The organism is Pelotomaculum schinkii, from assembly GCF_004369205.1.
Classification (GTDB): Bacteria; Bacillota; Desulfotomaculia; order Desulfotomaculales; family Pelotomaculaceae; genus Pelotomaculum_C; species Pelotomaculum_C schinkii.
The window spans coordinates 2,271,966-2,297,380 of record NZ_QFGA01000001.1 but is presented as its reverse complement, the minus strand read 5'-3'; the positions used below and the strand labels follow the sequence as shown (position 1 = coordinate 2,297,380).

The window sequence follows — 25,415 nt, the reverse complement described above, 5'->3', positions numbered from 1 at the left end:
ACGGAATCCTGAGGCGGGCAGAGGAAATTGAGCAACTACAACATGGAGAGGCTGTGCTAAAGTTCCAGCCCCGGAAATCTGTGTGAGGTGAAATAAAAACGGTACGGTACGGAAGGCTGACCACATAAGCAGGAGGCCGTGCAACATTTTGTCCAAAGGGCTGAAAAAAAGATCGCGCTGGTTGTACGAAAGCAAACAATAAGTGAAGGGGTCAGTTAGAAAACAAGAGCCGTCCCAATGGTCGGCCTTATCATTACATCAATTAAACTAAACATTGTAATTTATTTTTCCCGTAAAAGGATCGCAAGTTCCTACCCTTACTGAAAATAATCCCCAGTTTTTAAGATTTTGTTTTACCTCTTCCACAGGATCATAGTTTATATTACCCATAGAACACGCAGATGGAATGATGATATATGTACCCCCCTTTTTATCAAAGGCAGTAAGTTGTTCCCTGGTATGATCATCACTATAAGTTGAGCATGTCTCGATCTCAAATATAATAAAGCTATCAGTATTTGTAACAGTTAAATCTGGTATATAACCGTTAATTTTACCGGGGGAACCTTTTGGCCAATTAATATGGTCGGCGAGTACGCCATATCCTTTGGAAACTAAATCATTAGCAATATATCTAACCATGTTGTTATGGTTTATTTGTGAATCAGCCGAGCGTTTTGGATTACTTCCTTTTCCCATAAACTACTAAACCTCCTTTCCTGGTATAATTATCCTCAATAACATTCTTCCACAGAAAAGGAGGTATTCCTTTGTCTAATATTGTCGATATTGGTTGCAAAGCTAGAGGCCGAAGAGTGAGCGGACCTAGTTGCAAATACCGTATCGCTGAGCTGGCTGAGATAATGATGAACTGCTGAAGGAGCTCCTGGTTGAGCTGGATGACGGCGACTTTGATGTTGCGCTGAGCGGTTATGATGGCATCATAAACAGGTGGGAGCAGTTTACCGGTCAAAAGGCTGTAAGAGTTGAGAACAATAAAGATTAGCTGCCCTTTTTCTTAAACCAGTTCATAGGATTAAAATAGTATCTAAATTTGGAAACCAACTCTTTGCCAAGAATAATTCCACCTATCCAAAATGATGCTTCGCCGGAAATCACCAGCGAGGTTGAGATGATTGCTTTTGTTGCCACAGAACAAGGAATAAATGGAACAATAAAAAGTCCTCCGTATAGGACACATGAGAGAATAACAAGGGCAATGCCTATTTTTTTTAGTAATGATTTATTGGCTTCCTGGTGTTTTTGATCCGGCAAGATTTGAGACTCCTTTTTAAATGCCTTGATAAAACTGTTCAATAGATGCTTTTGAAAAACCTTTCTGTAAATTAAATAAAAAAAGTACGCGGCAACGTCCTCCCAGTCACCAGGATGCTCTGGCGGAGATTGAACACGGGAAATTTGCGGGGATAGCCTTTTCTCCATGTTTAATTTTTCTTGATTTTTATATAAAGGGAATACTGCCCCCCTGTCGAAATCTCTAACTGAAAAGAATAGGAGGGGTTCTTATTGGACTTAACATCACTTTTATACGTGATCGTACCGTTATTCATATTATTTATTGTTGTCAGGATATTTAAAGGAATAATCAAATTTCTCTTTATGGCTTTGATTGTGGTTGGCTGCTTCTGGCTTTATTTTAAGTACGGCTATAAATTACCCATATAGTATTTAGCACCCTCCAGAGGGTGCTTTTCTTATTAGACGAAACCGGTAAAGAGGTTGAGTTGATGGTTGACTACGCTTACGGATTATGGGGAAAGGGGAAGCGGGCAGGTGTTTTTTTTGCTCGCTGAAAAGCGGGGCTTTGTCTAAATAATTCCATGTGGGAATAATCGCCGAAAAAATAAACTGCTATTTCGCGGTTAGCTATTCCTCAAATAAAGAACATAGATATATAATAAAGGGGGATGGTTAACTAAGATAAAAATTGTAGTATTTGTGCTGAATATGTAGATGATAAATGAGACGGAGCTGTGTCGGTGGCTGCAGTATATCAGGGATAAGGAGATATTAAATGTTAGTATATCTTGCGGGTGCAATTAGTTGGTATATAAGAAATAATAAATTTAATGAGTGTTTAAAGTGGAGAATAAGCTTAACCGAGAAGTTGAATATGCTGGATGTTAAATGTTTTAATGCTTGCACAAATCTTAAACAAAACATGTTGTATACTAATTTGTCTAATCTTAAACAAAACGTATTCTACTTAAGCGAATCAGATATAATCATAGTTAATACAGATCACATATTGGAATCACCAGGAACTATTTTTGAACTGACATATTGTTATTTAAAACAGAAGCCTGTAATCGGGCTTGGCATTAATGAAAATATTAATAGTTCATTTCACCTTTCATCGTGTATAGATCAATATTTGAAAGATGAGGATGAAGTTGTGGAATACATTAAAAGTCTATATCATTTAGAAATAAAATAATTCATAATAGTTCTTTTAAGGTTAAGCTGCTTGTTTTAGTGCTTGCTGGTGTATCCAGGCGTGGGGTCTGGGGTTGTATTTGACTAAGGCAGAAGTAGAGGGAGAATCTTTACGGGCGCGCCATAAAAGTGAAGGCAAGCGATTTTTATAGAAATATTATATAAGCTTAAACCTGACATAAAAAGTTGTTCCACCAGGGCTGGTTGCAACTTTTAAGCAGGCGTTGTGCCGGGCTGCAATGCTGTAACATACCGCCAGCCCCAAACCTGTCCCGGTGTCCTTGGTGGTGAAAAAGGGCGTTCCTATTTTCTCCAATACTTCCGGGCTGATGCCGCTTCCCTGGTCCTGCACGGAAAGCACGGCCTCTGTGTCCTCAAGGTATGTTTTAATGGTCAGGGCTCCGCCGGGGCGCATCGCTTCAAGACCGTTGCGGACGAGATTCAATATGAGCTGCCTAATCTCTTTTTCGTCCAGCAGCAGGGCCGGCATCTCCTGCAGATCAAAGTAAACTGTTTTTTCAGATTTAGTCGCGTCAGAGGATAATAGTGGCTGCATAGCTGCTATTATTGAGTTCAGGCTTTTTAATTCTAAGACAATGGCCTTGTCCTTGGCCATGGTGAGATATTCAGTGATGATTGAGTTGGCCCGGTCCAGCTCGTCAATCATCAAATCGAAATAACCCTTGTAGAGTAAACAGTCTTTCTTGCCTGAGAGCAACTGCAGAAAGCCTCGCACCGAGGTCATCGGGTTGCGGATTTCATGGCCCAGCCCCGCCGCCATTTCACCTACCAGGTTGAGGCGGTCTAAGCGCGCCATTTCCTTCTCCATGCGCTTGGACTCGGTTATGTCCTCGGAAATTCGAAGGAAGTGAGTGATGATGCCTTCATGGTTGCGAAAAGGGCATATCGAGACCGACTCCCAATAATAATCCCCGTTTTTCTTTCTGTTTTCCAGCTCTTCATGCCATTCCCGGCATGAATCAACATTGCCCCAGTTTTGCTGGGACGGCTCTGATGGAGTCCCTGCGATTTCGCTGATATTTCTTCCAATTGTTTCTTCGAGCAGGTATCCCGTTACCTGAGTGAATTTCTTGTTCACATATTCAATATTCCCGAAGGTGTCGGTTATCACCACGATACTGGGACCTTGTTCAACGGCGCCGGTTAATTTGCGGAGTTGTTCTTCAACCTTTTCCCGCCTGGCTATCTCTTCTTTAACAGAATTCAAACTGGTTTTTAAATGGGCCCGGTGTTCGGATTCGATGTTGATGATACCGCCGACAAACCAGCCTACCACGTACATCATACTGATTACTATGAGGTTGGACTCGAAGATCACCTGTAAAGGTTTTTTCATGCTGAGCTCATACACAAAAAGCAACAAGGCGCAAACCGTAGCCATAACCAGCCCGGCCCTTTTGCCCATAATCGAGGCCGTGATCAGTACCGGTAAGAGGAGAATGATTTCTATCGAGTCAAGGCTGTCGCCGGCCATAATAAGGGTTATGGATGAGATTAGCAACGGGAAACTTACGTAGCCTAATTCTATAGGTGATAAGGACTTATTGGTCTCAAATGGTATGGTGTCTTTCGACCTTAATAAAAAAATAATCCCAAGCCCTAAAAAGGAGACAAGCGCAAAAGAACGTATGTTGATTATAGGGTAAATATCACCGGGTATATAAAATTTTTTGCATAATGTCAGTGCTGAAGCCAATATGATGATACACAACATGTGGGTAACTGTCGTATGCTCATATAGTTCTTTTTGTCTGTCCAGTATTTCGTTATCAGCTTTCAAGACAGGTCCCTCCCACAGAGCAGCATTTGATGAGGAAGGGAGGTGAGAATTTCACCTCCCGGAACACTATTTTCTTAGTGATTTTGGTACTTCAGGCTGGTAATGGGATCCTATGCAAGCAGATGCTGAAGCTATACTTGCCAGAAAGGTTAATAGCGAAACAGCGGCTAGAAAGAAAAGGGTCTTATACTTTTTCAACTTTTTCACCTCCTTTGTGTTAAGTTAATTCCATCTATAAAATTAATGGCACGGTGTCCAGTTTTACTGAGGACGAAGCTTATCCACAGGAGGCTTAAAGAGAGGCCGTTACGAAACGCGAGAGCCTGTTCCCAGCCGACCTGCCCGAGGATTATTATGGCTGTAGCGATAAGAATGACCGCCATAAGGGACAGGATCTTTAACCGTTTTTTTCTGACCGGTGAGATAATTGGCGCTGCCGGGTTGTCCACCGGGGCCAGAACTAGGACTGCCGTAAATCCGGTTAAAACAGCCAGGGCTGATATAACATCGCCAGAAATACGGTTAAACTGTGATAAAAAAGTGGCTATAAACGCTAGGGTGGGGAATATTATAACCGTTATCATTGCGCAGCGCCAGGGTGATTTTGAATGGGCTCCTCCGGCTGTATGCCTGAACAGGAACACCGAGGCCAGACATGCGGCGGTGACGGGCAGGACGCCCAGCAACAGGCCCAGGAGCAGGGTGAGGAGCACATTAATCAGGTTAATCACCAGCACCTCAATAGCGTAAGTAATGATAAGTTCCTTATCCTGGGACAGGTTGGAATTGGCGGCCAGATACCTGGCCCAGCTTCGGCTGAAAACAAGGCGGCTCAAACCTTCCAGGCCCCCTTTTGAGGCTGTTTAAACCTTGCAACAAGTAAAGCGAATACAACCAACAGGATAGCCTGAGGCATCCCCAGTTTTATCCAAAGAGGGTAGTTGGCGATAACCTCATACGGATTTAGCTTCGTTATGAAGAAGAACATTTCGTGGACTGCTAGTTCAAGCAGAATTATGATGGCGAAGCTGGCAAAAACCGCTACAAAAACCCGTGAAGGGGGGACGCTGGTGGTTTTGATGATTAACACCGTCAGCAGCAACAGTCCTGCCACTGAATGTAAACCGAAGGGGATGGGAAGTAATCTGATTAAGAAAATTAATATTGCCAGCAGTGTTCCCGCTAACAGGATGCGGCCCCAGCGCTGTGTAACACCGGCCAGTGCAAGGCTTAGCCCTATTAACCCTACCATTTCAGGGATGCCCTGCAGAAGAAATAGTCCGAATTCTATCATTTTTGCCCTCATATCTTTATTTTGTAATTTCGATCATTTCTACAAGATACGATGTTTTAATTGATTTCCCATATCCCAGCGGATGGCTTTGTTGAATATTTATGAATTAATTTCCAACGGCAAATGATTAGATTAGACTGAAGGCTGGGACGCTTTTTGGTCGCTGTCTTTATTTCCGGCCAAACCGGTATAAGGCTGTTCACTGCTTGAATACGGCGCCTGCAGGCCGTTTTAATCTTGCAGCAACAATGGCAAGAAATATCAATATGAAAGCTTGAGGCATCCCCAGTCCTAACCATAGTAGTTTATTTGAAATGACCTCCTCCGGCTCCATGTTGCTAAAGAACAGAAATGCTTCAAAGATTGCCACTTCAAGTGCAATCAGGATAGCGAAGCTGGTAAAGACAGCGATAAAAACCCTTGTTGCCGGTACGTTGGTAATCTTGATGATGAACGATATATACAGCAGTATTGCAGCGACTGTGTGCAAACCAAAAGTAACGGGAAGTAATCTGATCAGATAGATTATTAGAGTCATAACAATTCCTATTGCCAGGACACGCCCCCAGCGCAACGGGATACCGGTCAACGCCAGGCTCAGCGCGGCTAATCCTATGCTCTCGGGAATGCCTTGCATAAGAAACAATACAAAATTAAACATTATTAACCCCAGATCTTTTATGTCTTAAAATATCAATTGCTTATACAAAATATTTCAATAAAATCAATGCAATTCCTTTAATTGTAATTTATAAATTTTCCATAAATTTCAACTTGCTTCGACACAAACAGGTAGGATATCGATGCATATGCTAATGTTTGACAGATATAGCCTACTCACAAAGAAAAGATCCTTTTTTGAAGGTGTACAGAAGCTGTTAGGTATGGGGAGAGGAGAAGTTTGTTTAGAATTGTAAACCTTTTAAACCTTGACAAACGAACTTGGGGGTTGTAGAATACTTATTGCTACGCATGCGCCCGTAGCTCAGGTGGATAGAGCAGCGGTTTCCTAAACCGCGTGTCGGGAGTTCGAGTCTCTCCGGGCGCACCAGAATTTTAGGTTGAAATAGATGCAAGTCCATTTTGACCAGTAAATAGAAGAGTTATCACCCACAGGTCAACTACTGAACCGAGGGGGTAACCGGTACGGGGCAACAAGAAAATCAGACATCCATTCACAATTATGTGGGTAGATGTCTGATTTCTTTAAGTTATTGTTTCTAAAGGTATTGTCACCTCAGTGAACGTCACGAATATTCACAAATTCTAATGCAAATAACAATTTATGTTAATACATAGCTCCGTCCAAGCCGTTTATGATTTCTATACCGGAAACCATGCCGTCCTTTATGAGGTATACCACACTTATGGTGCTTTCTTGCGGCGTATAGGCATAGGCATGATCATATCCGCTGCCAAACCAAGCCTCGTCGTCGTAGCTGATCCCGTCCAGCTTTTTGAGTTTATCGGGCCAGTGTGCCAAAAGGAATTCTTCATTATCGCCAATCGTGACGCCTGCCGCGGTATAGTATTCCTTGTCTGCGCGAAGGGTGATCACAGTATACACGCCCTCGGCGGGGTTCAGGTACGTTACCTGCAGGCCGTCGCTCTTCACTACCGTGACCTGTCCGAAGCTCTCGGCCCGGTGAGTCTCCCGGCTTTTCTCAGTAAGGTCGCAGCCGAACGGGAAATCGACCGGATATGCGTTAAGATATATGCTGCGCTCGCTGCCGGGTATAAACAGGCCGAACGTGCTCTCGTCGTAGCTGATTGAATAAGTCAGAGAGCGTCGCAGAGAGGTCGCCTCCTCCGCGGAAAAACGTCCGTTCAGACAGGCGCTATACAAGACGCTGTTATTGTCCCACTGCAGCAGCACGATATCGGCTAAGCCCTCGGCATAGGCGCCGTCGGATACAAGATAAGCTTTGCCTATATAATAGTCACGCAGAGATTGATCGTCGCTGTCGGCCGGCCTATCGCTGATCGCTGCGTCGCGCAGAGCAACCCACAGCGGATTCCACCAATCTCGCCCGTAAGCTTCATCCAGCTCTAACCATGTGCTATGCGTAAAGCTCTCCAGACAAGGCAACAGGTCGTAGCCGCTGACGTCGTTGCCTGCCAGCAGATCAGGCATATAGTCGCGTATATTTCCTGTGGACGCGGCAAATAAATCGGCTGGCGAAGCAGGATTGTCGGATATCAAAAGACTGTCCAAAGTCGCCGGGGCATGGTCAAATACTCTCTTAACAAACGCAAGCGCCACCTGCTTCGGATCAAGCCAGGACATATCGCTGCCTGAATCGCATTCAGCCTGCCGTTCGGCATAGTATTTTGTGGAAGGCGTTCCGTTCTCATCAGGGAAATATGTATAGATATTGCCGTTTTGATCCTTCCAGCGCTCCACGCACCATATGCCGGTATCCCCCTGTTTCACAGGCTGGGAGAGGATTAGCGTCCATACTTCTTCCTTACTGCCGTTATATGCGTAGTAAGGGTAGTAACTGAGGAAAATATGCCCGCTGTCGTAGGTATAGTTTCTGTTGAAGAATTCGTCGTCGCTGTAAGGGGTCAGTCCGTTTCGAGTTATCATATCGCTCTTGACGTAATCGCCGACGGCTGAGAAAAGCTTGGAAAACGCCTCATAGTCGTCCGGAGCCTGCACATCGGTCGCAAAGAAAAACCCATAATATGACGTTTCATCCTTCGCGAAGAAGATCTGTCCGCTGCCATCAGAGCTCAAAAACTGCTCATGCTGAGCTTCGGTGTAACGGACAATGCTGAAAAGGAATCCCATCCCTTCATATTTTTCATAAGTCGATTTCTGATATACGCGTATAAGTGTGGTTTCATCATTGTATTCAACCGGATCAATGAGCAATTGGTCTTCATACTCATTCGGTATGGCGATGGTCATTCCGGCACGTTCATACAGGGCCACATCTTTCGCGGAGTTCCCGTTGGCTCCCGTAAATGTGCATCCCACGGCAGCGGCCAAAATGAGAATCATGACAAGTAGCGTCGGCAACAGCATTTTCGGTTTTTTTGCAATCATCGTTATCCGTTCTTTGATTCCCGATTTACCCGATGTCATCGTAGTGGCGCTGCAGAGCAGATCGGATGGTTTTGCCCGGTGTTCAATCATATTGATCAGCGTATTGCCGTAGGCCTTGCGATGCTCATCACCGATACGCTTTAAAGTACCTTCGTCGCAGGCGATTTCACAGTCCCTTCGGGAGAGCACGGCCGCCCACCATATGAGAGGATTGAACCAATGAAGCGCAAGGCAAACGCAGCGCAGGTAAGACCAAAGATGGTCGCCATGCCGGTAGTGCGTTTCTTCATGCGCCAAAATGTATTTCAGAACTTCGTCGTCAGTCAGACTATCGGGATGAATATATATTGCCGGACGGAAACCGAACAGACAAGGTGATTTAACATAGCGGGACAGGTATACCGGAAGCCGACTGTTCGGTATTTCCGCAGTTTCCCGTGTTTTTCTCAACCTCGTATAGAACCATATGTTTTGCAGTATAAACCAAAGCCCCACGGCAATAGCTCCAATGAGCCATACATTATGTAAGATATCTTTCAACGAAGCTTTTTGGTGCGAGATAATATTAGCGCTAGTCGAATCATTTTGCACGAAATAACGGGGTGGTACTGAATCATTCGCAGTACCCGTTATTCCCTCATTCATGTTACCGTCAGTCAGGCTGGCGGATTCGGGCAGCGTCAACACGGCAGGGCTTTCAATTCGTTCCGTCTGGCTGCTTATTGGGGCGATATTCAATACACTAAACGGGCTATTAAATACGGAAAAAGGTATAAGCAGCCTGACAGCAACCAACAACCATAGGGCATATTGCAGCCGTAAATTGATTTTCCCTTTGAAGAAATAGCGCAACAGGATAAGAATCGCTATTAATACGGAAGAAGTAATAATGGTTTCAAGCATTTTATTACACCCCTTCCATCTTATCAAGAATTGCCCGTAGCTCTTTGATTTCTCTCTGAGAAAGATTATTTTGGTGAGCGAGCGTGTTCACCATCATACCCAAACTGCCGTTATAAAGCCGACTGAGAAAGCTCTCGGTTTCCGCCAGGATTACTTCCGAGCGCTCAACGGTAGGGTAATACCGCCGAGCCTTGCCGCCTTCTTCATAGTGCAGATATCCCTTTGTCTCCATGCGGCTGATAAGAGTTTTGGTTGTACTCTTAGCCCAGCCGGTTTCGCGTTCCATGGCCTTTGCAATTTGTGTTACCGTCAGGGGAGCCTTATCCCAAAGGCACTCCATGATCACCCATTCACTGCTCGATAAGTTTATTTCATTCTTTTCCGCCATCATACTCACCTCAATATAGGTTACTATTGTAACCCTATTGTATTCCAATAGGTTACAGTTGTCAACCATATTCTGAGTATTTTTTGAATTATTCCGAAAAGCGGTTTCAAGAATGTCGAAAAGACCATTCAAGAACAAAAAGCTCATCCGGCACCCGGAGTTGGAGCAGATTCTGGTGGAGAATACTCATGAGCCGCTCATTTCGCAGGAGCTGTGGGACATTGTGCAGGACGTCCGCAAGCACAAAAAGCGGATGCCGAAGCAAATGGACGAGCCGAATATGTTCTCGGGACTGGTGTACTGCGCCGACTGTGGAAAGACTTTAGTGCTCCAATGTGGAAGCCTTCATTGAAAAGGCCAAGCGGTATACGGAAATCCGCGAGCTGACGCCGGAAATTTTAAGGCTGTTCATTAGCCGCATCGAGGTTGGGGAACGCGGTGAAAAATACTCCCGCACCGCAGAGCAGAGCATCCGTATTGTCTATCGCGATGTGGGCGTGATGGACAGCGTGGAGCCGGTCATAGAAAACACAGAGGAAAACATTGCATAAAACGCATAAGGCGGACGACTTTCGCCGTCCGCCTCATACATAGGCTTTGTTCATAGGCATTGTTCACAAAATGTCCCTATGAACGTTATTAGAAGGGTTTACGGGCTTTTTGAAAGCAATTTCAGGAAGCCCGTTTTCCATAGATGCATTTGAATAAAACCAGTATCATTTGAATCATTTCATTGATACTGGCTTTATGTTTAAGGGAATCAAGTCCGTGGACATGTTCCGGCAAACAAAACACGTTGAGAGTATAGTTCTGGTATTGGGGAGAGGAAAATCCAAAGGCATCGGGATGAAAAATTCCGATGCCTTTGACCTTTTAGATAAATAAGTCTATAATATAATTAACCTGATAGATAAAAATTGAGTATATTAATATGAAGGTGATATCATGCTTTCAAAAATATTAAATCTGGAATCCAAAAGACGAAATGCTATTTTAAACGCAGCGTTAAAGGAATTTGCCACGAAGGGATTTGATGAAGCGTCAACAAATGTAATTGCAAAAGAGTCTGGGATTTCAAAGGGGTTAATGTTCCATTATGTAAATAGCAAAAAAGACCTTTTTCTATTCCTTTATGATTACTGCTCGGACATGATTAATAAAGAATATTTTGATTTAATGAATTTTAATGAAAAAGATATTTTTGAAAGGCTGCGGCAGTCATATCTTCTCCAGCTTGAGTTGCTGCAACAGCATCCCTGGATTTTTGAATTCAATAAGATTACCGCCACCAAGTCTGATGAAATCAATAAGGAACTGGAAGAAAGACATAAAGGGAAACAATCATTATGCTACGAGACAATGTTTGGTTCAATTGATGAATCTAAATTCAGAGAAGATCTTGACATTGAAAGGTGCAAACAGCTTATTTTTTGGGTGAATATTGGTTTTACGAATCAGATGCTGGAGGATATTCGAAACTTAGAAATCAATGAATTGGATTATGACAAGATTATTGCAAAACTTGATGGTTACTTTAATGAACTCAGAAAGCTCTTCTATAAATAAAAAATTAATGAGAGGGGTATATATGGGTTTTACAATTTTTTATTTTTCTGCAACAGGCAATTCGCTGGAAATTACTACTAAAATTGCAAAAGAATTGGGATATTGCACAATCAAGTCAATGGCTGCACAGATGCCGAGTGAACCTGTAGGTGGGCCTGGTGAATCTATTGGTTTCGTATTTCCTGTTTTCTATAATGGGTTGCCCAGATTAGTAAAACGATTTATTGAAAAACTTGCTATATTTCCAGAAACCTATTGCTTTGCAATAACAAATTCCGGAGGAACCAGAGCGAACCCATTAGGTATGCTGGAGGATATTCTTACCGAAAAAGGTATTCGTTTATCTTATGCAGATGAGGTCAAAATGCCGGGAAATTATATTGTGAGTCATCAGGCTCCCGCTTCCGACAAAGTACAGAAAATAATTAATGCTGCCGCCGGTAAAAACACCGTCCATGTTTGCCCACAAATTACCGGAAGATGCCCCGGAATCGGTTAAGAAGCTCTACAAGGGGTTTATTCTGCTCTTAGCTTTGAGAACGTTTTATAACCCGGAGCAGGTTGGGGCGCCTTTTTCCTGGAGATTTGCAGCAGATTGGTGTGCAATCAGCAGTCATACCACAGTGCAGAATGCCATGCGTTACCTATTGGAACGTGGCTATGTTTACAAAGTCAGGGATAATGGTTCTAAGTTGACCATCCTGGCACTTGGGAAGCCCAGGAATCCATGACGGTATCATTGCTCACGTTGAGTAACGTTATTAAGACCCTACTTTTTTCTTAACTGCACAGGTAATAAAAGGACATCCTACAGCTATTCTGGCTTGACTTTTGCACCCATGGCACTTGCTCTTGGTATCGGTATGATATCTTGGGCAGAGTCTGCAGGAAAGTCCGCATACACCAATTTCCGGGTGCTTTATTTTCATTTTCTTGCTCCTTATTCAAATATTGGTCGGGAGGTTCGATTTTTATCCTCGTAGCAAAATCTCTTATAAAGATAGATGAAGCCTTACGGGCTGTTGAGGAAGTTAAATCGTTGATGGCTGAGGCAGAAACGATGTTTCATTAAAAGACCGGACCTTTGTGGAAGGGTAGGGCTTGTATCCTTCCATAAAAAGAATTGCTAGAAGTTATCGGTTAAAGTGGAGCCTTCGGTTGTTATAGACCGGGGTTTTCCGATACTTTAATCTTCTCAACTACACAGCTTAACTTCTTATAAACATCAATGATTCTAACGAGAGCTATCAATAGAACAAATGTTAGATAAATAAATTCAATAGAATTGAAAGGGGAAAATAGCTTAATAGTTATGTAGCTCAGTGTGAATACTAATGTGCCCATCCAAATCCAAAATTCTCTTCTATATTTAACTAACTGTTGCATCACCTCTTCTTCCGGTAGAATTAATACTCTTATTGTTAAGTAAATTACTATATGAACTAGTCCAATAATCGATAATAAAGAGATTTTATTCTCTTCAACAAACTTCACTAAAGTTTCTTTATCAATAAAAGCTCCAGCAGCGTACAGAGTTAAATAAATATTCCCCACGATGTAAGATATGAACCCCATAAGCTCGAACATAAAACTCAAACTTGTTACATCAAATTTAACCAGAATAACCATATCAAAAAAATTAGCAATGATCGTAGAATATCGAAAACCTCTGTTAAACCAATTTGTTAATAGCGGGATTATTAAAGGACAAAGAATCAATAAGGGCGGTGCCCACATATAGTTGTAATTAAGGCTGACTATGAAAGAATTAGAATGACTACCTATTGAGATAGCTAACGCCACTAGTAATGTTGTCAAAAAATAAGCCACTAATGTAACACAAGCTAGCGATCCTAGCCTAGCTATGAATAAAGCACCAATAGATTCCTGTTTTAGCCATTCAACTTCCCACTTCTCAATTTCTTTTAGCATTATCCAAATGATTCTCACCATTTTCCAGCCCTCCTTTTGTATACTTTACCTTTTACGCCAAATATTCCTGCATAAATTTCTCTGTTTACATCTTTTTAATAACGGACTGTGCTTTGTGATCATGTCCTCCGGCCACGCTCCAATGTCGGCGGCCTTCTAGTGGTAGGTAAGGTACCAGCGTCAGGGATAATCTCTTAGCAAAGGGACGGTTCTCTTGTGCTTTAATTTCTGCGATAGAAGTTCCAGCTATTTATTATTTTTCTAGCAGTGATAGGGGAGAGGCAAGAAAGGTATGATATTAAAAGAATAGTGTTATTGCATACGGTTATTTTGTATTTAAAAGTCGGACTAAAGAAGCACATAAGAACCGTCCCTTTCTATACCGGTCAGATTCGACCGCTCGACCGCACAGGAATAAAGGGGTCCCCTTGACATTGGACAGCCGGAAGTTAGGCGGGTATTATATACCACTGTCCAATGTCAAGGCAGCCCCCAACTGACCACAATTGCACATATTTTATTAAAAAAGTTTCACGTTGTATTGATAATGTGCGTACAATGGGATATAATAATAAATGCAAGGAGGTGAGCTAATGGCAAAAACAGCAAACATCAACATTCGTATTGACCCGGAAACAAAGGCGTGGGCAGAACAGCTTTTTGCCAGCTTTGGTATTACCATTACCGATGCAATAAATATTTTTCTGCGTCAGTCCTTAATGGTGGGCGGCTTACCTTTTGAAATGAAGCAGCCCCGTTTTAATGCTGTAACAGAGACAGCCATGCGGGAAGCAAGGGACATTGCCAGCGGAAAAGTCTCGGCGAAAAGCTATGCTTCAGCGCGTGAACTGTTCGAAGATCTTGACAGCGAATGTTGACATTAAAAACAACCGCACAATTTCGCAAGGACTATAAATTAGCGAAAAAGCGTGGATACAAGATGGATTTGCTGGAAGAAATCTTGCAAATGCTTTTGGAAGAAAAGCCACTTGACAAAAAACATCTCGACCATGCACTAACAGGAAACTATATTGGTTTCCGGGAATGCCATATTCTGTCGGACTGGCTGCTGATTTATGAAATAAATGAAAGTTTACTCATACTTACGGCAACCCGCACAGGGACACATTCCGATTTATTCAAAAAATGAGGAAATGCAATATCCTCCTATTTTCAGAACTTATATTCATTTAAAAGGTTTGGACTTGGCCCTATGTCTAAGTCTTTTTTTAGTCTATAAATAAAGGATGAATATACTTTAACAGCTCGGCCTTTACGGCCTGCTAATTCATAAATGCCCATAAGCCCCATACAGGTGTCTTCATTGTACGGGTCGATGTCCAATACCCTAAGCAGCAGCAATTCAGCCGATGTATAGTCGTTTTCTCTACATATATGTCTGCGAGATTGGATGCAGTTTCAACATACATTGATTTAATAAGCTCCCTTTAAGAAACTGCAGTTATAAACATGATAAGTCAATCGCAGGCTTCTGAGCAAGCGGGACCACAGAATATTGATGCTCTGGGCTACTGACTGCACCGAGCATGTATTCCCATAGTTCGAGGAGAAGTACCCGAAAGACAACCGACCTCGGAAAGCTATCGAAGCAGGACGTGCATGGGTGCGTGTGCTAACAATAAATTTTTTGTGTAAGGAAGAGATGAAAATGGTGATAAATCATGAAGGAATATAAAAGAGAATATCCCTTGTTTTCTTTATGTGGTCTTAACTGTGGACTTTGCCCAAGATATCAAAGTGAGGGAACAACAAGGTGCCCCGGATGCGGTGGCAAAGATTTTCATCTGCAACACCCAAGCTGTGCAGTGATTACGTGCAGTAAAAAGCATGGTGATGTTGAGTATTGCTTCCTGTGCAAAAATTATCCATGTAATAGATATAAATGCCCAAGCGAAAAAGATTCGTTCATCACCTACCGCAATGTTATAAATGATATGCAGAAGGCCATTGACAACGGGATTGAACAGTATCAAGCGGAGCTTAATGAAAAAATATTATTTTTAGAATACTTAATCAGTAATTTTAACGATGGCAGAAAAAAGAACTTTTTTTGTATTGCCATCAATCTTCTGGATCTTGCGGATTTAAATGATATAAAAGAACATATTAAAAAATGTGACGAAACAATTCCCCAAAAAGATAAAGTGAAAATGGTAGAATCATGGTTCAATGAAAAAGCAAAGAGTAAAAATATTAACTTTAAACTGAGAAAATAAGTATTTTGCGTAAAAAGCATTGGCATCTATATTCACCTAACTTTTCAGGAAAGCCATGTGCAGGTTTAATTCTTGTACATGGCTTATTTTATTCTTTTTAATTATGTCGAACGGAGCTTGCGTGGCCTAATATTGAAACGTGTCCTGCCTTTATTCGTTTGCCAAACGGAAACAGAATAAGGATGGGTAATTTTTATTTACAAAATAAAATTTTCCCATGCACAGTTCATGATTTTTACCAAGTCCGTCACTTCCTTACCCCGTGATGAGTATCCTGTATGAATTACTAAAAAAAATGGTGGTATTGACGTGGGATATTATGTAAACGTAGAACCCAATGTGTACATTTATGTGGAGGATATCAATCCGACAGGCCGCAAGACCATTCTGTTTATCCACGGCTGGCCCGGGAATCATAATCTTTTCGAGTATCAGTACAATCAACTGCCAAAACAGGGATACCGATGCATTGGCATGGATATCCGGGGTTTTGGCCTGTCAGCCAGGCCATGGGACGGTTATGACTACAACCGATTGTCCGATGATGTCCGTGGCGTCGTGGACGCGTTGCAATTAAATAATATCACACTTGGTGGGCACTCAACGGGTGGAGGGATCGCGATTCGCTACATGGCCAGACATCAGGGCCACGGCGTATCCAGACTTGCTCTTTTCGCGGCGGCAGCCCCCAGCTTAATCCAGCGCCCCTATTTTCCATATGGGTTACCGAAGCAGTCGGTACTGGACATTATACAAGGTACATACAATGACCGCCCTAATATGCTCAGGAGCTTTGGTAATATGATTTTCCATAATTACGTTACCCCTGCCCTCGCCGATTGGATTTTCCAATTGGGTCTCCAGGCTTCAAGTTGGGCTACCGCGGCGATTGCCAATACATGGCTGGATGAGGAAGGCCTATTTAAGGATTTGGAAACAATTCATGTCCCGACCCTGATTCTTCACGGTCTCAACGACAGGGTTTGTCTTTACCCATTGGCAATCGCGCAAAAAAAAGGGATCCAAAATGCGAAACTAGTGCCGATTGATTCTTGCGGTCATTTTCTGTTTTATGATCAGCATGAAAAATTCAATAAGGAATTGGTACAATTCATCGAAGGATAAATTCCTTTAGAGCCTGAAATCCTTCTGATCTCTTTCATGACAAAACCGAATATTACAAAAGGACAGGTCCTAAGCCAGCCCTTTTTATTTTTGGTCAATATGTTGTATAGTGGTTTGAGGAGTAGGTCCCCTGGTGAGGTTACGAGGTAGAACAGGCAGCTTTGATGTCTGGAGGAATCTGTCACATTAGACCCCCATGCCGCCTGCGGGGGCGCCAGCAGAAATGAAAATTTATATTTTCAGGATAGCTGCCGGCTGGATATAGCAAAAAGTTTGGTATATGATTATCATAGATGCAGGGATTGTTCAAGCTATTTATATCTACTGTGGGGGGATAAGCCTGTTATATAGCATATTGTTAATAAATGTTATTGGTTTTTGTACTATGTGGTATGATAAAAAAATGGCCCAGGCGGGTAAATACAGGGTGCCGGAGAGTAGAATCTTTTTAATTGCTATCGTAGGCGGGGCTGTTGGTGTATTATTGGGAATGGAAATATTCAGGCACAAAACAAAAGATTTAAAGTTTAAGGTTTTAATACCGGTAATAATTATTTTACAGGTAATTTTATATCGAATCTTCTACATGAAGTAACCAAAGCGGCATAGTTGGGACAAGCCAAAATCCAGCGGTTGACAACCAATATTAACCTGAAAGATAACGACCAAAATATTGGTGCGAATTTCATTCACTAGTTTTTACAGTAACGTTTTCGAGCTCCCGGTTAGCACGGTATATGTTGAAGGCTTCAGGCATGTTGCACACGGGGTAGCTGTAAAATAACTGTGGGTGATCACCAGTAATCTCCAGGCGAAAAGACAAGGAGTTTTTCCACGGAGAAAAGAAGAAAACCTCCAATGCAAGTAAGCCAAACCGACAAAGGAGGTTTCTTCTAGTGAATACATCACCCCAAATCCAAGCAGCCCAAGACTATCTGAAAGAAAGTTCCTGGCTGCAAGAGAAAAGAGTGAGTACTTTACTTAACAGTGTACTTGCCGGAAAGACAAATTTCAATACTTTAGAAAAAGAACTATTTACCATTGCCAGAGACTACTTGATTCAGATGCTGACTGCATTTTTAGAACACCTTGATCGGCTCATACTTTACTCGGCCGAACGGGAGGGTTGGGAAGTAGTTGAAATAAGGGAGCGAAGCCTCGAAACCACCCTGGGGGTGCTCAGCTACCCAAGACGCTACTACAAAAAGCGCACTTTAAGCGGAGCTTACGCTTACACCTTTTTGCTGGACGAACTGCTGGGTATACCAGCAAGAGCGCATGTCTCTGCCCGGTTGAGCGAAATAGCCGTAATGCTTGCCGCCGAACAAACCTACAGGAAGGCAAAAGAAACCTTAAAGACCACTTTGGGGGTGAGCATCAGCCACGAGACCATCCATCGGGATGTCCAAGTAGCCGGTGAACACCTCAAGAAATGGGATGGGGAAACTGGCTTAGACGGTACCGGTATCCGTGTTGTCCCTTTATTGGTTGTCGAAGTAGACGGAGCGATGATCAAACAACAGCGCCGGCACAAAAGAAGTGAGCAGAGACGCTTTGAGTTAAAAACAGCGGTAGTTTATGAAGGGTGGGAAGAAGGTCCGAATGGCAGAGCAAAACTGATCAACCCCACTTACTTCATTTACCACGGAAAAGGAGAAGAATTTTGGGGCGCCTTAGAACGGCGTTTAAGCCGGCTCTACGATCTTGACGGCTGCCCAAGAAAAATTATTGCCGGGGACGGAGCCGACTGGATCCGGGAAGGAGCCGATCTTTTAGGGGCCGAATATCAATACTGCCGGTTCCACTTAAAAAGGGATCTTATTAGCCTGTTTAACCCCCAGCACAGAAAAAAACTCGAGAAAATCCTCTATACGAACGACACGAACAGCCGGGCCGCTTTCAATATGTTTTTAAGGACGTTGATCATTGAAGAACCAAACGAAACCAGAAAAGAAAAACTAAGAGCTTTCCAAAGCCTAATCAATAGCGTTTGGGAAGGGATTACCGACTGGCGGGAAAGAAACCGTCCCTGCCCTTCCCCGGCCCGGGGATTGGGAGTTATCGAACCCAATGTGGGGCATACCATTGCCCGTCGGTTTAAACATCAGGGGGCTTCCTGGTCGGTAAACGGATCTGACAATCTCGCCCATGTTCGTTGTGCAAAAAGAAACGGTAATCTTATAGATATTCTTCGCCTGCCAGGGCCGCCTACTCCAGAGAGTGAGCCGGTACGAGTTCAGGACGGCTATTGGGCCAGAAGACAAACAGATGGCCTGGCTGCAAAAGATCCTGGGGATTGGGTACGGGCATCCTTGCCGGCAGCTTATGGACCCAATCAGAAAAGCCGGGAACTGGCATTACTAATTAGCCGTCTCACTTTAGATTGGATTTTTTAGACATGTTTTTGGTGAATCCCTGAGGCTTTTTTTGGGCGGCGCCGTCAGGGTAGCCTTGACTGCCGGGGGCCACACGCATGGTATAATGGGAGAAACGACGGGTTCGCTATCTTTGTAGACATGTTCCCGGAGCCACCCCGTCGGCATGTTTTATCAGACCATGCGTGGGGGTGGCAGTCAAGGCCGCCGCCACCGTGTTTTAAATTTTTTGCAATCTATATCGTGTCAAATTTATAACCTGGTTGAGTTGCATTGGAAATTATCGGATACGACCCACTTTAACTTGACAGCATCGCACACGGGTTACAGCTTGACATCGCAAACAATGTGACTTATAATGCTTAGTGGACGTTTTGAGGATACGCTTGGTACCGGATTGCTTGGTCCTTTTAGGGATCGGCATCCTGTGGGCGTACCATTTTGTTCTTAGAGGAGAAATACGGTGGACCACGCCGGCTACATGCGCGAAGCCCTGGCGGAAGCTGAAAAGGCCTATGCTTTGGGAGAGGTGCCCATCGGCGCCGTTGTGGTGCTTGACGGAGAGGTTATTGGAAGAGGCCACAACCTGCGCGAGTTTTTGAAGGACAGCACCGCGCACGCGGAAGTGCTGGCCCTGCGGGAGGCGGCTAGCCGCATGGGTGACTGGCGGCTGAACGGAACCGTGGTGTACTCCACCATTGAGCCATGTCCGATGTGTGCCGGAGCCATGGTGCAGTTCAGGGTCAAGACCCTGGTCTACGGCGCGGCGGACCCCAAGGCGGGTGCGGTGGATTCGGTTATCGACGTGGTCAGGCAGCCTCGGTTCAACCACCAGGTTGAGGTCGTAGCAGGGGTGCTGGAGGAAGAATGCCGGTCAATTATCAGGCGCTTCTTTCGGGAATTAAGGGAGAAAAAAGATACTGGAGAAGTGGCCGGGCTGGCCGAAGGCGCTCGACTCGAAATCGAGTGATGAGTGCATAAAAACTGAATAATTATACATGGAGGAGTAGCGAAGTGGCTGTAACGCGCCGCACTCGAAATGCGGTTGTCATGGAAGTGGCACGTGGGTTCGAATCCCACCTCCTCCGCCATGTTAAAAGCTACATTTTATCTCTTGTTGTTTAAGGGGTAAAATTTTTATTTTTATATAGTTTCAAGGAATCAAAAAAACCAACACAAATGCAATCGGCCTTGAGAAGCTAAAGAAATTCTTAATAAAATACACTATAACTTTTCTTCAATAAATATAGTTTCAATAGCTACTTCAAAAAAGCGTGCTATTTTGAAGGCCAGTTTAAGGGAAGGGTCGTACCTCCCTTTTTCAATCGCGTTTATGGTGGCGCGAGTAACTCCCAGTTTATTTGCCAATTCCTCCTGTGTCAAGTCATGCATTGCGCGGTAGACTTTCAGCTTATTTTTCATTATTTTTTCATCTCCAAAAGAACCAAGCTGGCAAACCAAAAAAGTAATCCTGAGATTAAAATACCTATCCATAACCCTAATTGGTCAAGAGCTATCCAGGGTTGTATAATTGCCCCTATGATCAGGAAATTAAGGAATATAAACGACAAAGAGCCCGACCAGGCATAATGCAGCACAATTCTTTCGTCCACAACCGGGTCGGGGAAAAAATGCTTGACTCCAAACCTTTTGGCGAGATAGAAAATGATAACAATTCCTAAGACATAAATACCAAGCATGCTACCCCCGGTAGGATGAATAGAAAATATCGAAAGAATCAATAAAACCACTCCTACCAGAATAATGGGCATACTAAGTGCGGTAAGAACCAATCCAATCCATAATACAATTGGTTTTTTTGGTGCTATATTAATAAAAAAAGCTATACCAATTCCACCAGCCGATGCCAAAAGCCGAACTGGATCGATAATACCATCCTTGAAGAACTGGAGTATAACACTTATAATCAGGAATATTACCGAGAATACCATAAACCAAACAATCTTATTCTTCATAGTAGTTTCCTCCTTTTGGAACTTTATAATTTAGATTGTATTATAAACTACTCTAAATGTAAATAATATTTTACTTTTTATATCGTATATTTTACATATGCACCATTCAAAGAAAGGTAATAGAAGAATTTTTTTACGCATATAAAGGTACCTGTCACAAGCAATAAGTTTTGCCAGTCAATAGAAGTCTCTAAAATCATTGAAAGGGCTTTGACAAAACTCGAAATCCAGTAGATCGTGATGAGCGGTCTCGTGGGTTCGAATCCCACCCTCTCCGCGAGATAAATATCATGAAGTACAAGGGATTCTTACTATTTAGGTAGAATCCCTTTGTTGGTTTGTTAGCTGGTTTTGGAGTGAGGCATTAGAAGGTTTTAACATATAAAAAGCCTTCATTACCTTTCATCACCATATTTTTCAGTAAATATTCAGTTGCCTTTCAGTTGGGATTCACCTTTGTTTAGGTAAAGTTAATATAATGCTAAAATTTTTCTCGCAACTTTTTTGAGGAGAAGTTGCTGAAAAAGTTTTTTGTATTCAATACTACCAAATGTCAGGGGGTGCACTGCCTGATAATATTAAGCAAACCAAGGTTTTAGGCTGATTTACAGTGAAATTAGTTAGTAGAAAAAAGCTATTGTGAGGAGTTGAAAAAATGAAGAAAAGAATTATTACAGTGTTGATGTCACTGGCTATAGTACTGTTGATGACCGTGGCTGCGGAAGCTACCACAGCCACAAAGCCAATCACTGTTGATTATGTGGATATACAGCTCTATGTAAATGGCAATGCGGTCAGTTTGCAAGATAATGAGGAACCATTTATTTACAATGGTAGAACCTTTGTTCCCATTCGAATGGTGTCTGAGGCCTTAAACCAAAATGTTGAATGGATTGATTCAATCAAAGCAGTGAAAATTTCCGGTGAGAATAGTGCAACAACTGATTTATTAACTCAAAAGGAAAAAGAAATCCAGGATCTTAAACTTGAAATCGAGAGTTTGAAAAATACAATAGACTCTCTTGAGGCAGATGATGATGAAATTAGCGATCTGGAAGATGCCTTAATATCCGGATACGACTATTTGGAAGATGTAAATATTGAAGACATCAGTCTTGATGGCGACGAAGACGATATTGATGTGGCTATTAATGTTGACCTGGATGACTATGGGGATGAGTGGGAAGAGTTGGACGACAGTGACATTGAGGACTGGATTGAAGATCTGGTAAGCAGTATTCAGGATGAATTATCGGATGATACGGTGGTTAGCGGAGAAATTATAGATACTGACAGTGATGATGTGTTGGTGGAATTCTATAAGGACGGGGACTACAGTCTTGACGTGGAATTTCAAGATGATGATGATGAAATTAGCGATCTGGAAGATGCCTTAATATCCGAATACGACTATTTGGAAGATGTAAATATTGAAGACATCAGTCTTGATGGCGACGAAGGCGATATTGATGCGACTATTAATGTTGACCTGGATGACTATGGGGATGAGTGGGAAGAGTTGGACGACAGTGACATTGAGGACTGGATTGAAGATCTGGTAAGCAGTATTCAGGATGAATTATCGGATGATACGGTGGTTAGTGGAGAAATTATAGATACTGACAGTGATGATGTGTTGGTGGAATTCTATAAGGACGGGGACTACAGTCTTGACGTGGAATTTCAAGATGAAGACTATCGGGGAGGCAGCTCGGACTCCGATCTGGAAGATGTTTTGGACAGCCTTGAGGATGACAGTTTTTATGTGGATGACATAGAATTCACAATGGATATTTCTTATGATGACGACGACGAAAGTGTTACTGCTTATCTTGATGCGGTTGACGACGACGCTTCCTCGGAGTGGGAATACTTAAGCAGCAGCCGTATTGATAGTGATGTAACGGATATTTGCGAGGAAATTGCTGACGCTTTTGATGATGATGCGGATATTCGCCTTGATACTGTTACTGTTTACTTTTATGATGAAGACTCTGACCTGCTGGACAGTTTTGACTATGATGTGGATGACGGGGATCTGTATTAGAAAGAATAACACATTGGAAATGACCTCCACATATGAAACTTGAAAGAGTAGATTTTGATGAGTAGTTATAAAATCAAAGGGGATTCACACCATCGATGGTGTGAATCCCCTTTGATTTTACTATGGGAAAACCTGCTCCCGGTGGTTTCATCTCTGCTTAAAGTATGCAATAAGCATAAATAAGAGGATTTTTGGTTAATCTGTGGAAATATGAACCAAGAGTTACCGGTTAATCCATTGCGAAAGGAACGACAGTTATATGGGCACGCCTAAGACAGAAACAAGCGGCATGATCAAGAAAAATGACGAGCTGGCCAGGGAAGGTTTTGCGGAACCTTCCGCGCTGGAGGCAAACTTTATCCAGAACATTATTAATGATGATTTCAGTACCAACAAATACAACGGGCGGGTCCATACCCGCTTTCCACCCGAGCCGAACGGCTATCTTCATATCGGTCACGCCAAATCCATCTGCCTCAACTTCGGTATTGCCGCCAGAAACGGGGGCATCACCAATTTGCGGTTTGATGACACCAACCCCGCCAAGGAGGAGGTCGAATATGTCGATTCGATCAAGGCAGATGTGCGGTGGCTCGGCTTTGACTGGGATGACCGGATGTTCTACGCCTCCGACTACTTTGACCAGCTGTATGATTACGCGGTGCAGCTGATTAAGGCCGGTAAAGCCTATGTATGCGACCTGAGCGCGGAGGAAATTAAAGAGTACCGCGGCACCCTGACGGAACCGGGCAAGGAAAGCCCCTACCGCGACCGGTCAGTGGAGGAGAACCTGGACCTGTTTGAGCGGATGCGGGCGGGTGAGTTTCCGGATGGTTCGCGTGTCCTGCGGGCTAAAATTGACATGGCTTCTCCGAACCTGAACATGCGGGATCCGGTGCTCTACCGCATACTGCGGGCTACTCATCACCGGACCGGCGACAAGTGGCTCATCTATCCGATGTACGATTACGCCCATCCAATTTCGGATTCGCTGGAAAGGATCACCCACTCCATTTGCACGCTGGAGTTTGAAGACCACCGCCCACTGTACGATTGGACGCTGGATACTCTAGGCATTTATCATTCCCAGCAGATCGAGTTCGCCCGCTTGAACCTCACCTACACCGTGATGAGCAAGCGGAAGCTCCGCATGCTGGTGGAAGAGGGCTTTGTAAGCGGCTGGGACGACCCGCGCATGCCCACCATATCGGGACTGCGCAGGAGGGGCTACACGCCGGAATCAATACGTGACTTCTGCGATCGGATCGGGGTGGCCAAAAGCAACAGCATGGTCGATATCGCCATGCTTGAGCACTGCATCCGGGAAGATTTAAACTCTAGTGTGCCGCGCGTGATGGGTGTCTTAAGGCCGCTGAAGGTGGTTATTGACAACTATCCGGAGGGGCGGGTCGAGGAGCTGGAGGCCGAATACAACCCGGAAAATCCAGGCCTGGGCTCGCGCAAACTACCCTTTTCCAGGGAGCTGTATATTGAGCAGGAAGATTTTATGGAAAATCCGCCCAAGAAATTTTTCCGGCTCGCACCCGGACAGGAGGTGCGCTTGAAGAACGCTTACATTATCCGGTGTGAGTCGGTGGTGAAGGACGAAAAATCCGGTGAGGCGCTTGAGGTGCACTGCACCTACGATCCGGAAACAAAGAGCGGCAGCGCGGCCAGTTCCCGCAAGGTTAAGGGAACGCTGCACTGGGTTTCGGCGGGCCATGCCATGCCAGCCGAAGTGCGTTTGTACGACCATCTCTTTTTAAAAGAAAACCCGGATGAGGAAAAGGACTTCAGAGCCTGCGTCAACCCGGACTCGCTGATGAAGCTGACCTCCTGCATGCTTGAACGGAGCCTGTCGGGAGCGGCGCCCGGCAGCCGCTACCAGTTTCTGCGCAACGGCTTCTTCTGTGTGGATACTGTTGATTCAACAAAAACAAAACCGGTTTTCAACCGGATTGTTTCATTGAAGGATACCTGGGCTAAAATTCAGAAAGCCAGGCAGGATGGACAGTAACAGAAATGATCGCGGCTCATATCAAATAGTCTATGGATTGTTTTTGTATTGTGCATTAATATGCATATATATTGAAGGGGTTATCGTCTTGATTTACGATAACCCCTTTGCCAATTCTAAGATTCAACTAATTTTCAGTTTTCATTCAGTACGTTTTCAGGTATTGCAAGGATAATATTAATAGGGGAGAAGAATGCTGGAACGGGAACATACCCCTTCAGGGAATGTTCACAGCGCGAAGGTTC

At 43.6% G+C, this 25,415-nt stretch carries 27 protein-coding genes and 2 tRNA genes; 16 read left to right on the top strand and 13 right to left on the bottom strand.

Translation table 11 applies throughout. The features are described 5' to 3' along the window. Positions 1–267 precede the first annotated feature (267 nt). Positions 268–699, bottom strand: a complete 432-nt coding sequence (locus tag Psch_RS10685) for a hypothetical protein (RefSeq protein ID WP_134217411.1) — start codon at positions 697–699, stop codon at positions 268–270. 303 nt (positions 700–1,002) lie between these two features. Then, positions 1,003–1,275: a transporter suffix domain-containing protein gene (locus tag Psch_RS10680; RefSeq protein ID WP_190240142.1), complete on the bottom strand. Its 273-nt coding sequence runs from the start codon at positions 1,273–1,275 to the stop codon at positions 1,003–1,005. Between the two features lie 760 nt (positions 1,276–2,035). On the opposite strand from Psch_RS10680, the gene Psch_RS10675 reads away from it, so the two are divergent. Then, entirely contained in the window at positions 2,036–2,458 is a 423-nt protein-coding gene (locus Psch_RS10675; RefSeq protein WP_134217409.1) for a leucine-rich repeat protein, read from the top strand. A 156-nt stretch (positions 2,459–2,614) separates the two neighbouring features. Here Psch_RS10675 and Psch_RS10670 read toward each other — a convergent pair whose 3' ends face one another. From Psch_RS10670 to Psch_RS10650, 5 genes are all read right to left on the bottom strand, one after another. Beyond that, complete coding sequence (locus Psch_RS10670; protein ID WP_243120485.1) at positions 2,615–4,258, bottom strand: ATP-binding protein; 1,644 nt, start codon at positions 4,256–4,258, stop codon at positions 2,615–2,617. Positions 4,259–4,324: 66 nt separating this feature from the next. After that, on the bottom strand, positions 4,325–4,465 hold the full coding sequence (locus Psch_RS10665; protein ID WP_345789067.1) for a cyclic lactone autoinducer peptide: 141 nt from the start codon (positions 4,463–4,465) through the stop codon (positions 4,325–4,327). Then, entirely contained in the window at positions 4,462–5,094 is a 633-nt protein-coding gene (locus Psch_RS10660) for an accessory gene regulator ArgB-like protein (RefSeq protein WP_134217407.1), read from the bottom strand. The genes Psch_RS10665 and Psch_RS10660 overlap by 4 nt, the downstream gene beginning before the upstream one ends. After that, complete coding sequence (locus tag Psch_RS10655; RefSeq protein ID WP_134217406.1) at positions 5,091–5,552, bottom strand: hypothetical protein; 462 nt, start codon at positions 5,550–5,552, stop codon at positions 5,091–5,093. Before Psch_RS10655 ends, Psch_RS10660 begins: the two co-directional genes overlap by 4 nt. 199 nt (positions 5,553–5,751) lie before the next feature. Then, positions 5,752–6,213, bottom strand: coding sequence for a hypothetical protein (locus Psch_RS10650; RefSeq protein WP_134217405.1), 462 nt, complete (start codon positions 6,211–6,213; stop codon positions 5,752–5,754). A 313-nt stretch (positions 6,214–6,526) separates the two neighbouring features. Here Psch_RS10650 and Psch_RS10645 point away from each other — a divergent pair. Beyond that, positions 6,527–6,603: transfer RNA gene (locus Psch_RS10645), tRNA-Arg, on the top strand. A 237-nt stretch (positions 6,604–6,840) separates the two neighbouring features. Here Psch_RS10645 and Psch_RS10640 read toward each other — a convergent pair. Both Psch_RS10640 and Psch_RS10635 read right to left on the bottom strand, forming a co-directional pair. Continuing rightward, positions 6,841–9,507, bottom strand: coding sequence for a M56 family metallopeptidase (locus Psch_RS10640; protein ID WP_134217404.1), 2,667 nt, complete (start codon positions 9,505–9,507; stop codon positions 6,841–6,843). 4 nt (positions 9,508–9,511) lie between these two features. Next, positions 9,512–9,898, bottom strand: a complete 387-nt coding sequence (locus Psch_RS10635) for a BlaI/MecI/CopY family transcriptional regulator (RefSeq protein WP_190240141.1) — start codon at positions 9,896–9,898, stop codon at positions 9,512–9,514. Between the two features lie 109 nt (positions 9,899–10,007). Here Psch_RS10635 and Psch_RS10630 point away from each other — a divergent pair, with 109 nt between their 5' ends. From Psch_RS10630 to Psch_RS10615, 4 genes are all read left to right on the top strand, one after another. Next, on the top strand, positions 10,008–10,247 hold the full coding sequence (locus tag Psch_RS10630) for a recombinase family protein (RefSeq protein WP_134217402.1): 240 nt from the start codon (positions 10,008–10,010) through the stop codon (positions 10,245–10,247). Beyond that, the gene (locus Psch_RS10625) at positions 10,231–10,446 is read left to right on the top strand and encodes a DUF4368 domain-containing protein (protein ID WP_134217401.1); all 216 of its coding nucleotides are present in this window, start codon (positions 10,231–10,233) and stop codon (positions 10,444–10,446) included. The genes Psch_RS10630 and Psch_RS10625 overlap by 17 nt, the downstream gene beginning before the upstream one ends. Before the next feature lie 394 nt (positions 10,447–10,840). Beyond that, a complete protein-coding gene (locus tag Psch_RS10620) occupies positions 10,841–11,461 on the top strand; it encodes a TetR/AcrR family transcriptional regulator (RefSeq protein ID WP_134217400.1) in 621 nt (206 codons plus the stop codon). Between the two features lie 22 nt (positions 11,462–11,483). Next, complete coding sequence (locus tag Psch_RS10615; protein ID WP_134217399.1) at positions 11,484–11,960, top strand: EFR1 family ferrodoxin; 477 nt, start codon at positions 11,484–11,486, stop codon at positions 11,958–11,960. A 662-nt stretch (positions 11,961–12,622) separates the two neighbouring features. On the opposite strand, the gene Psch_RS10610 is transcribed toward Psch_RS10615, so the two are convergent. After that, positions 12,623–13,414 carry a hypothetical protein gene (locus Psch_RS10610; protein WP_190240140.1) on the bottom strand — a complete coding sequence of 264 codons (792 nt, stop codon included), beginning with the start codon at positions 13,412–13,414 and terminating at the stop codon, positions 12,623–12,625. Positions 13,415–13,986: 572 nt separating this feature from the next. Here Psch_RS10610 and Psch_RS10605 point away from each other — a divergent pair. After that, positions 13,987–14,271, top strand: coding sequence for a type II toxin-antitoxin system RelB/DinJ family antitoxin (locus Psch_RS10605; protein WP_190240139.1), 285 nt, complete (start codon positions 13,987–13,989; stop codon positions 14,269–14,271). After that, entirely contained in the window at positions 14,265–14,543 is a 279-nt protein-coding gene (locus Psch_RS10600; RefSeq protein WP_190240138.1) for a type II toxin-antitoxin system YafQ family toxin, read from the top strand. The genes Psch_RS10605 and Psch_RS10600 overlap by 7 nt, the downstream gene beginning before the upstream one ends. Before the next feature lie 23 nt (positions 14,544–14,566). Here the strand turns inward: Psch_RS10600 and Psch_RS21670 are convergent, their stop codons facing one another. Continuing rightward, on the bottom strand, positions 14,567–14,737 hold the full coding sequence (locus Psch_RS21670) for a bacterial transcriptional activator domain-containing protein (protein WP_190240137.1): 171 nt from the start codon (positions 14,735–14,737) through the stop codon (positions 14,567–14,569). 338 nt (positions 14,738–15,075) lie between these two features. Between Psch_RS21670 and Psch_RS10590 the strand changes: the two genes are divergently transcribed. From Psch_RS10590 to Psch_RS10565, 6 genes are all read left to right on the top strand, one after another. Further along, positions 15,076–15,630: a DUF3795 domain-containing protein gene (locus tag Psch_RS10590; RefSeq protein WP_134217302.1), complete on the top strand. Its 555-nt coding sequence runs from the start codon at positions 15,076–15,078 to the stop codon at positions 15,628–15,630. 309 nt (positions 15,631–15,939) lie between these two features. Continuing rightward, entirely contained in the window at positions 15,940–16,755 is an 816-nt protein-coding gene (locus Psch_RS10585; RefSeq protein WP_190240136.1) for an alpha/beta fold hydrolase, read from the top strand. 280 nt (positions 16,756–17,035) lie between these two features. Further along, positions 17,036–17,350 carry a DUF1294 domain-containing protein gene (locus Psch_RS10580; RefSeq protein WP_134217300.1) on the top strand — a complete coding sequence of 105 codons (315 nt, stop codon included), beginning with the start codon at positions 17,036–17,038 and terminating at the stop codon, positions 17,348–17,350. A gap of 301 nt (positions 17,351–17,651) precedes the next feature. After that, complete coding sequence (locus tag Psch_RS10575; protein ID WP_190238768.1) at positions 17,652–19,151, top strand: ISLre2 family transposase; 1,500 nt, start codon at positions 17,652–17,654, stop codon at positions 19,149–19,151. Positions 19,152–19,593: 442 nt separating this feature from the next. Further along, a complete protein-coding gene (gene tadA / locus Psch_RS10570; RefSeq protein WP_206663747.1) occupies positions 19,594–20,100 on the top strand; it encodes a tRNA adenosine(34) deaminase TadA in 507 nt (168 codons plus the stop codon). A gap of 30 nt (positions 20,101–20,130) precedes the next feature. Further along, positions 20,131–20,221 (top strand) — tRNA-Ser (locus Psch_RS10565). A 133-nt stretch (positions 20,222–20,354) separates the two neighbouring features. On the opposite strand, the gene Psch_RS10560 is transcribed toward Psch_RS10565, so the two are convergent. Both Psch_RS10560 and Psch_RS10555 read right to left on the bottom strand, forming a co-directional pair. After that, positions 20,355–20,552 (bottom strand): helix-turn-helix transcriptional regulator, encoded by a 198-nt coding sequence (locus Psch_RS10560; protein WP_134217256.1) that lies wholly within the window; start codon positions 20,550–20,552, stop codon positions 20,355–20,357. Further along, the gene (locus Psch_RS10555) at positions 20,552–21,106 is read right to left on the bottom strand and encodes a hypothetical protein (protein WP_134217255.1); all 555 of its coding nucleotides are present in this window, start codon (positions 21,104–21,106) and stop codon (positions 20,552–20,554) included. Before Psch_RS10555 ends, Psch_RS10560 begins: the two co-directional genes overlap by 1 nt. Positions 21,107–21,761: 655 nt before the next feature. Here Psch_RS10555 and Psch_RS10550 point away from each other — a divergent pair. Together Psch_RS10550 and Psch_RS10545 are read left to right on the top strand one after the other, a co-directional pair. After that, positions 21,762–23,153 (top strand): stalk domain-containing protein, encoded by a 1,392-nt coding sequence (locus Psch_RS10550; protein ID WP_190240135.1) that lies wholly within the window; start codon positions 21,762–21,764, stop codon positions 23,151–23,153. Positions 23,154–23,442: 289 nt separating this feature from the next. Further along, on the top strand, positions 23,443–25,170 hold the full coding sequence (locus Psch_RS10545; protein WP_190240303.1) for a glutamine--tRNA ligase/YqeY domain fusion protein: 1,728 nt from the start codon (positions 23,443–23,445) through the stop codon (positions 25,168–25,170). The last annotated feature ends 245 nt before the right edge of the window (positions 25,171–25,415 follow it).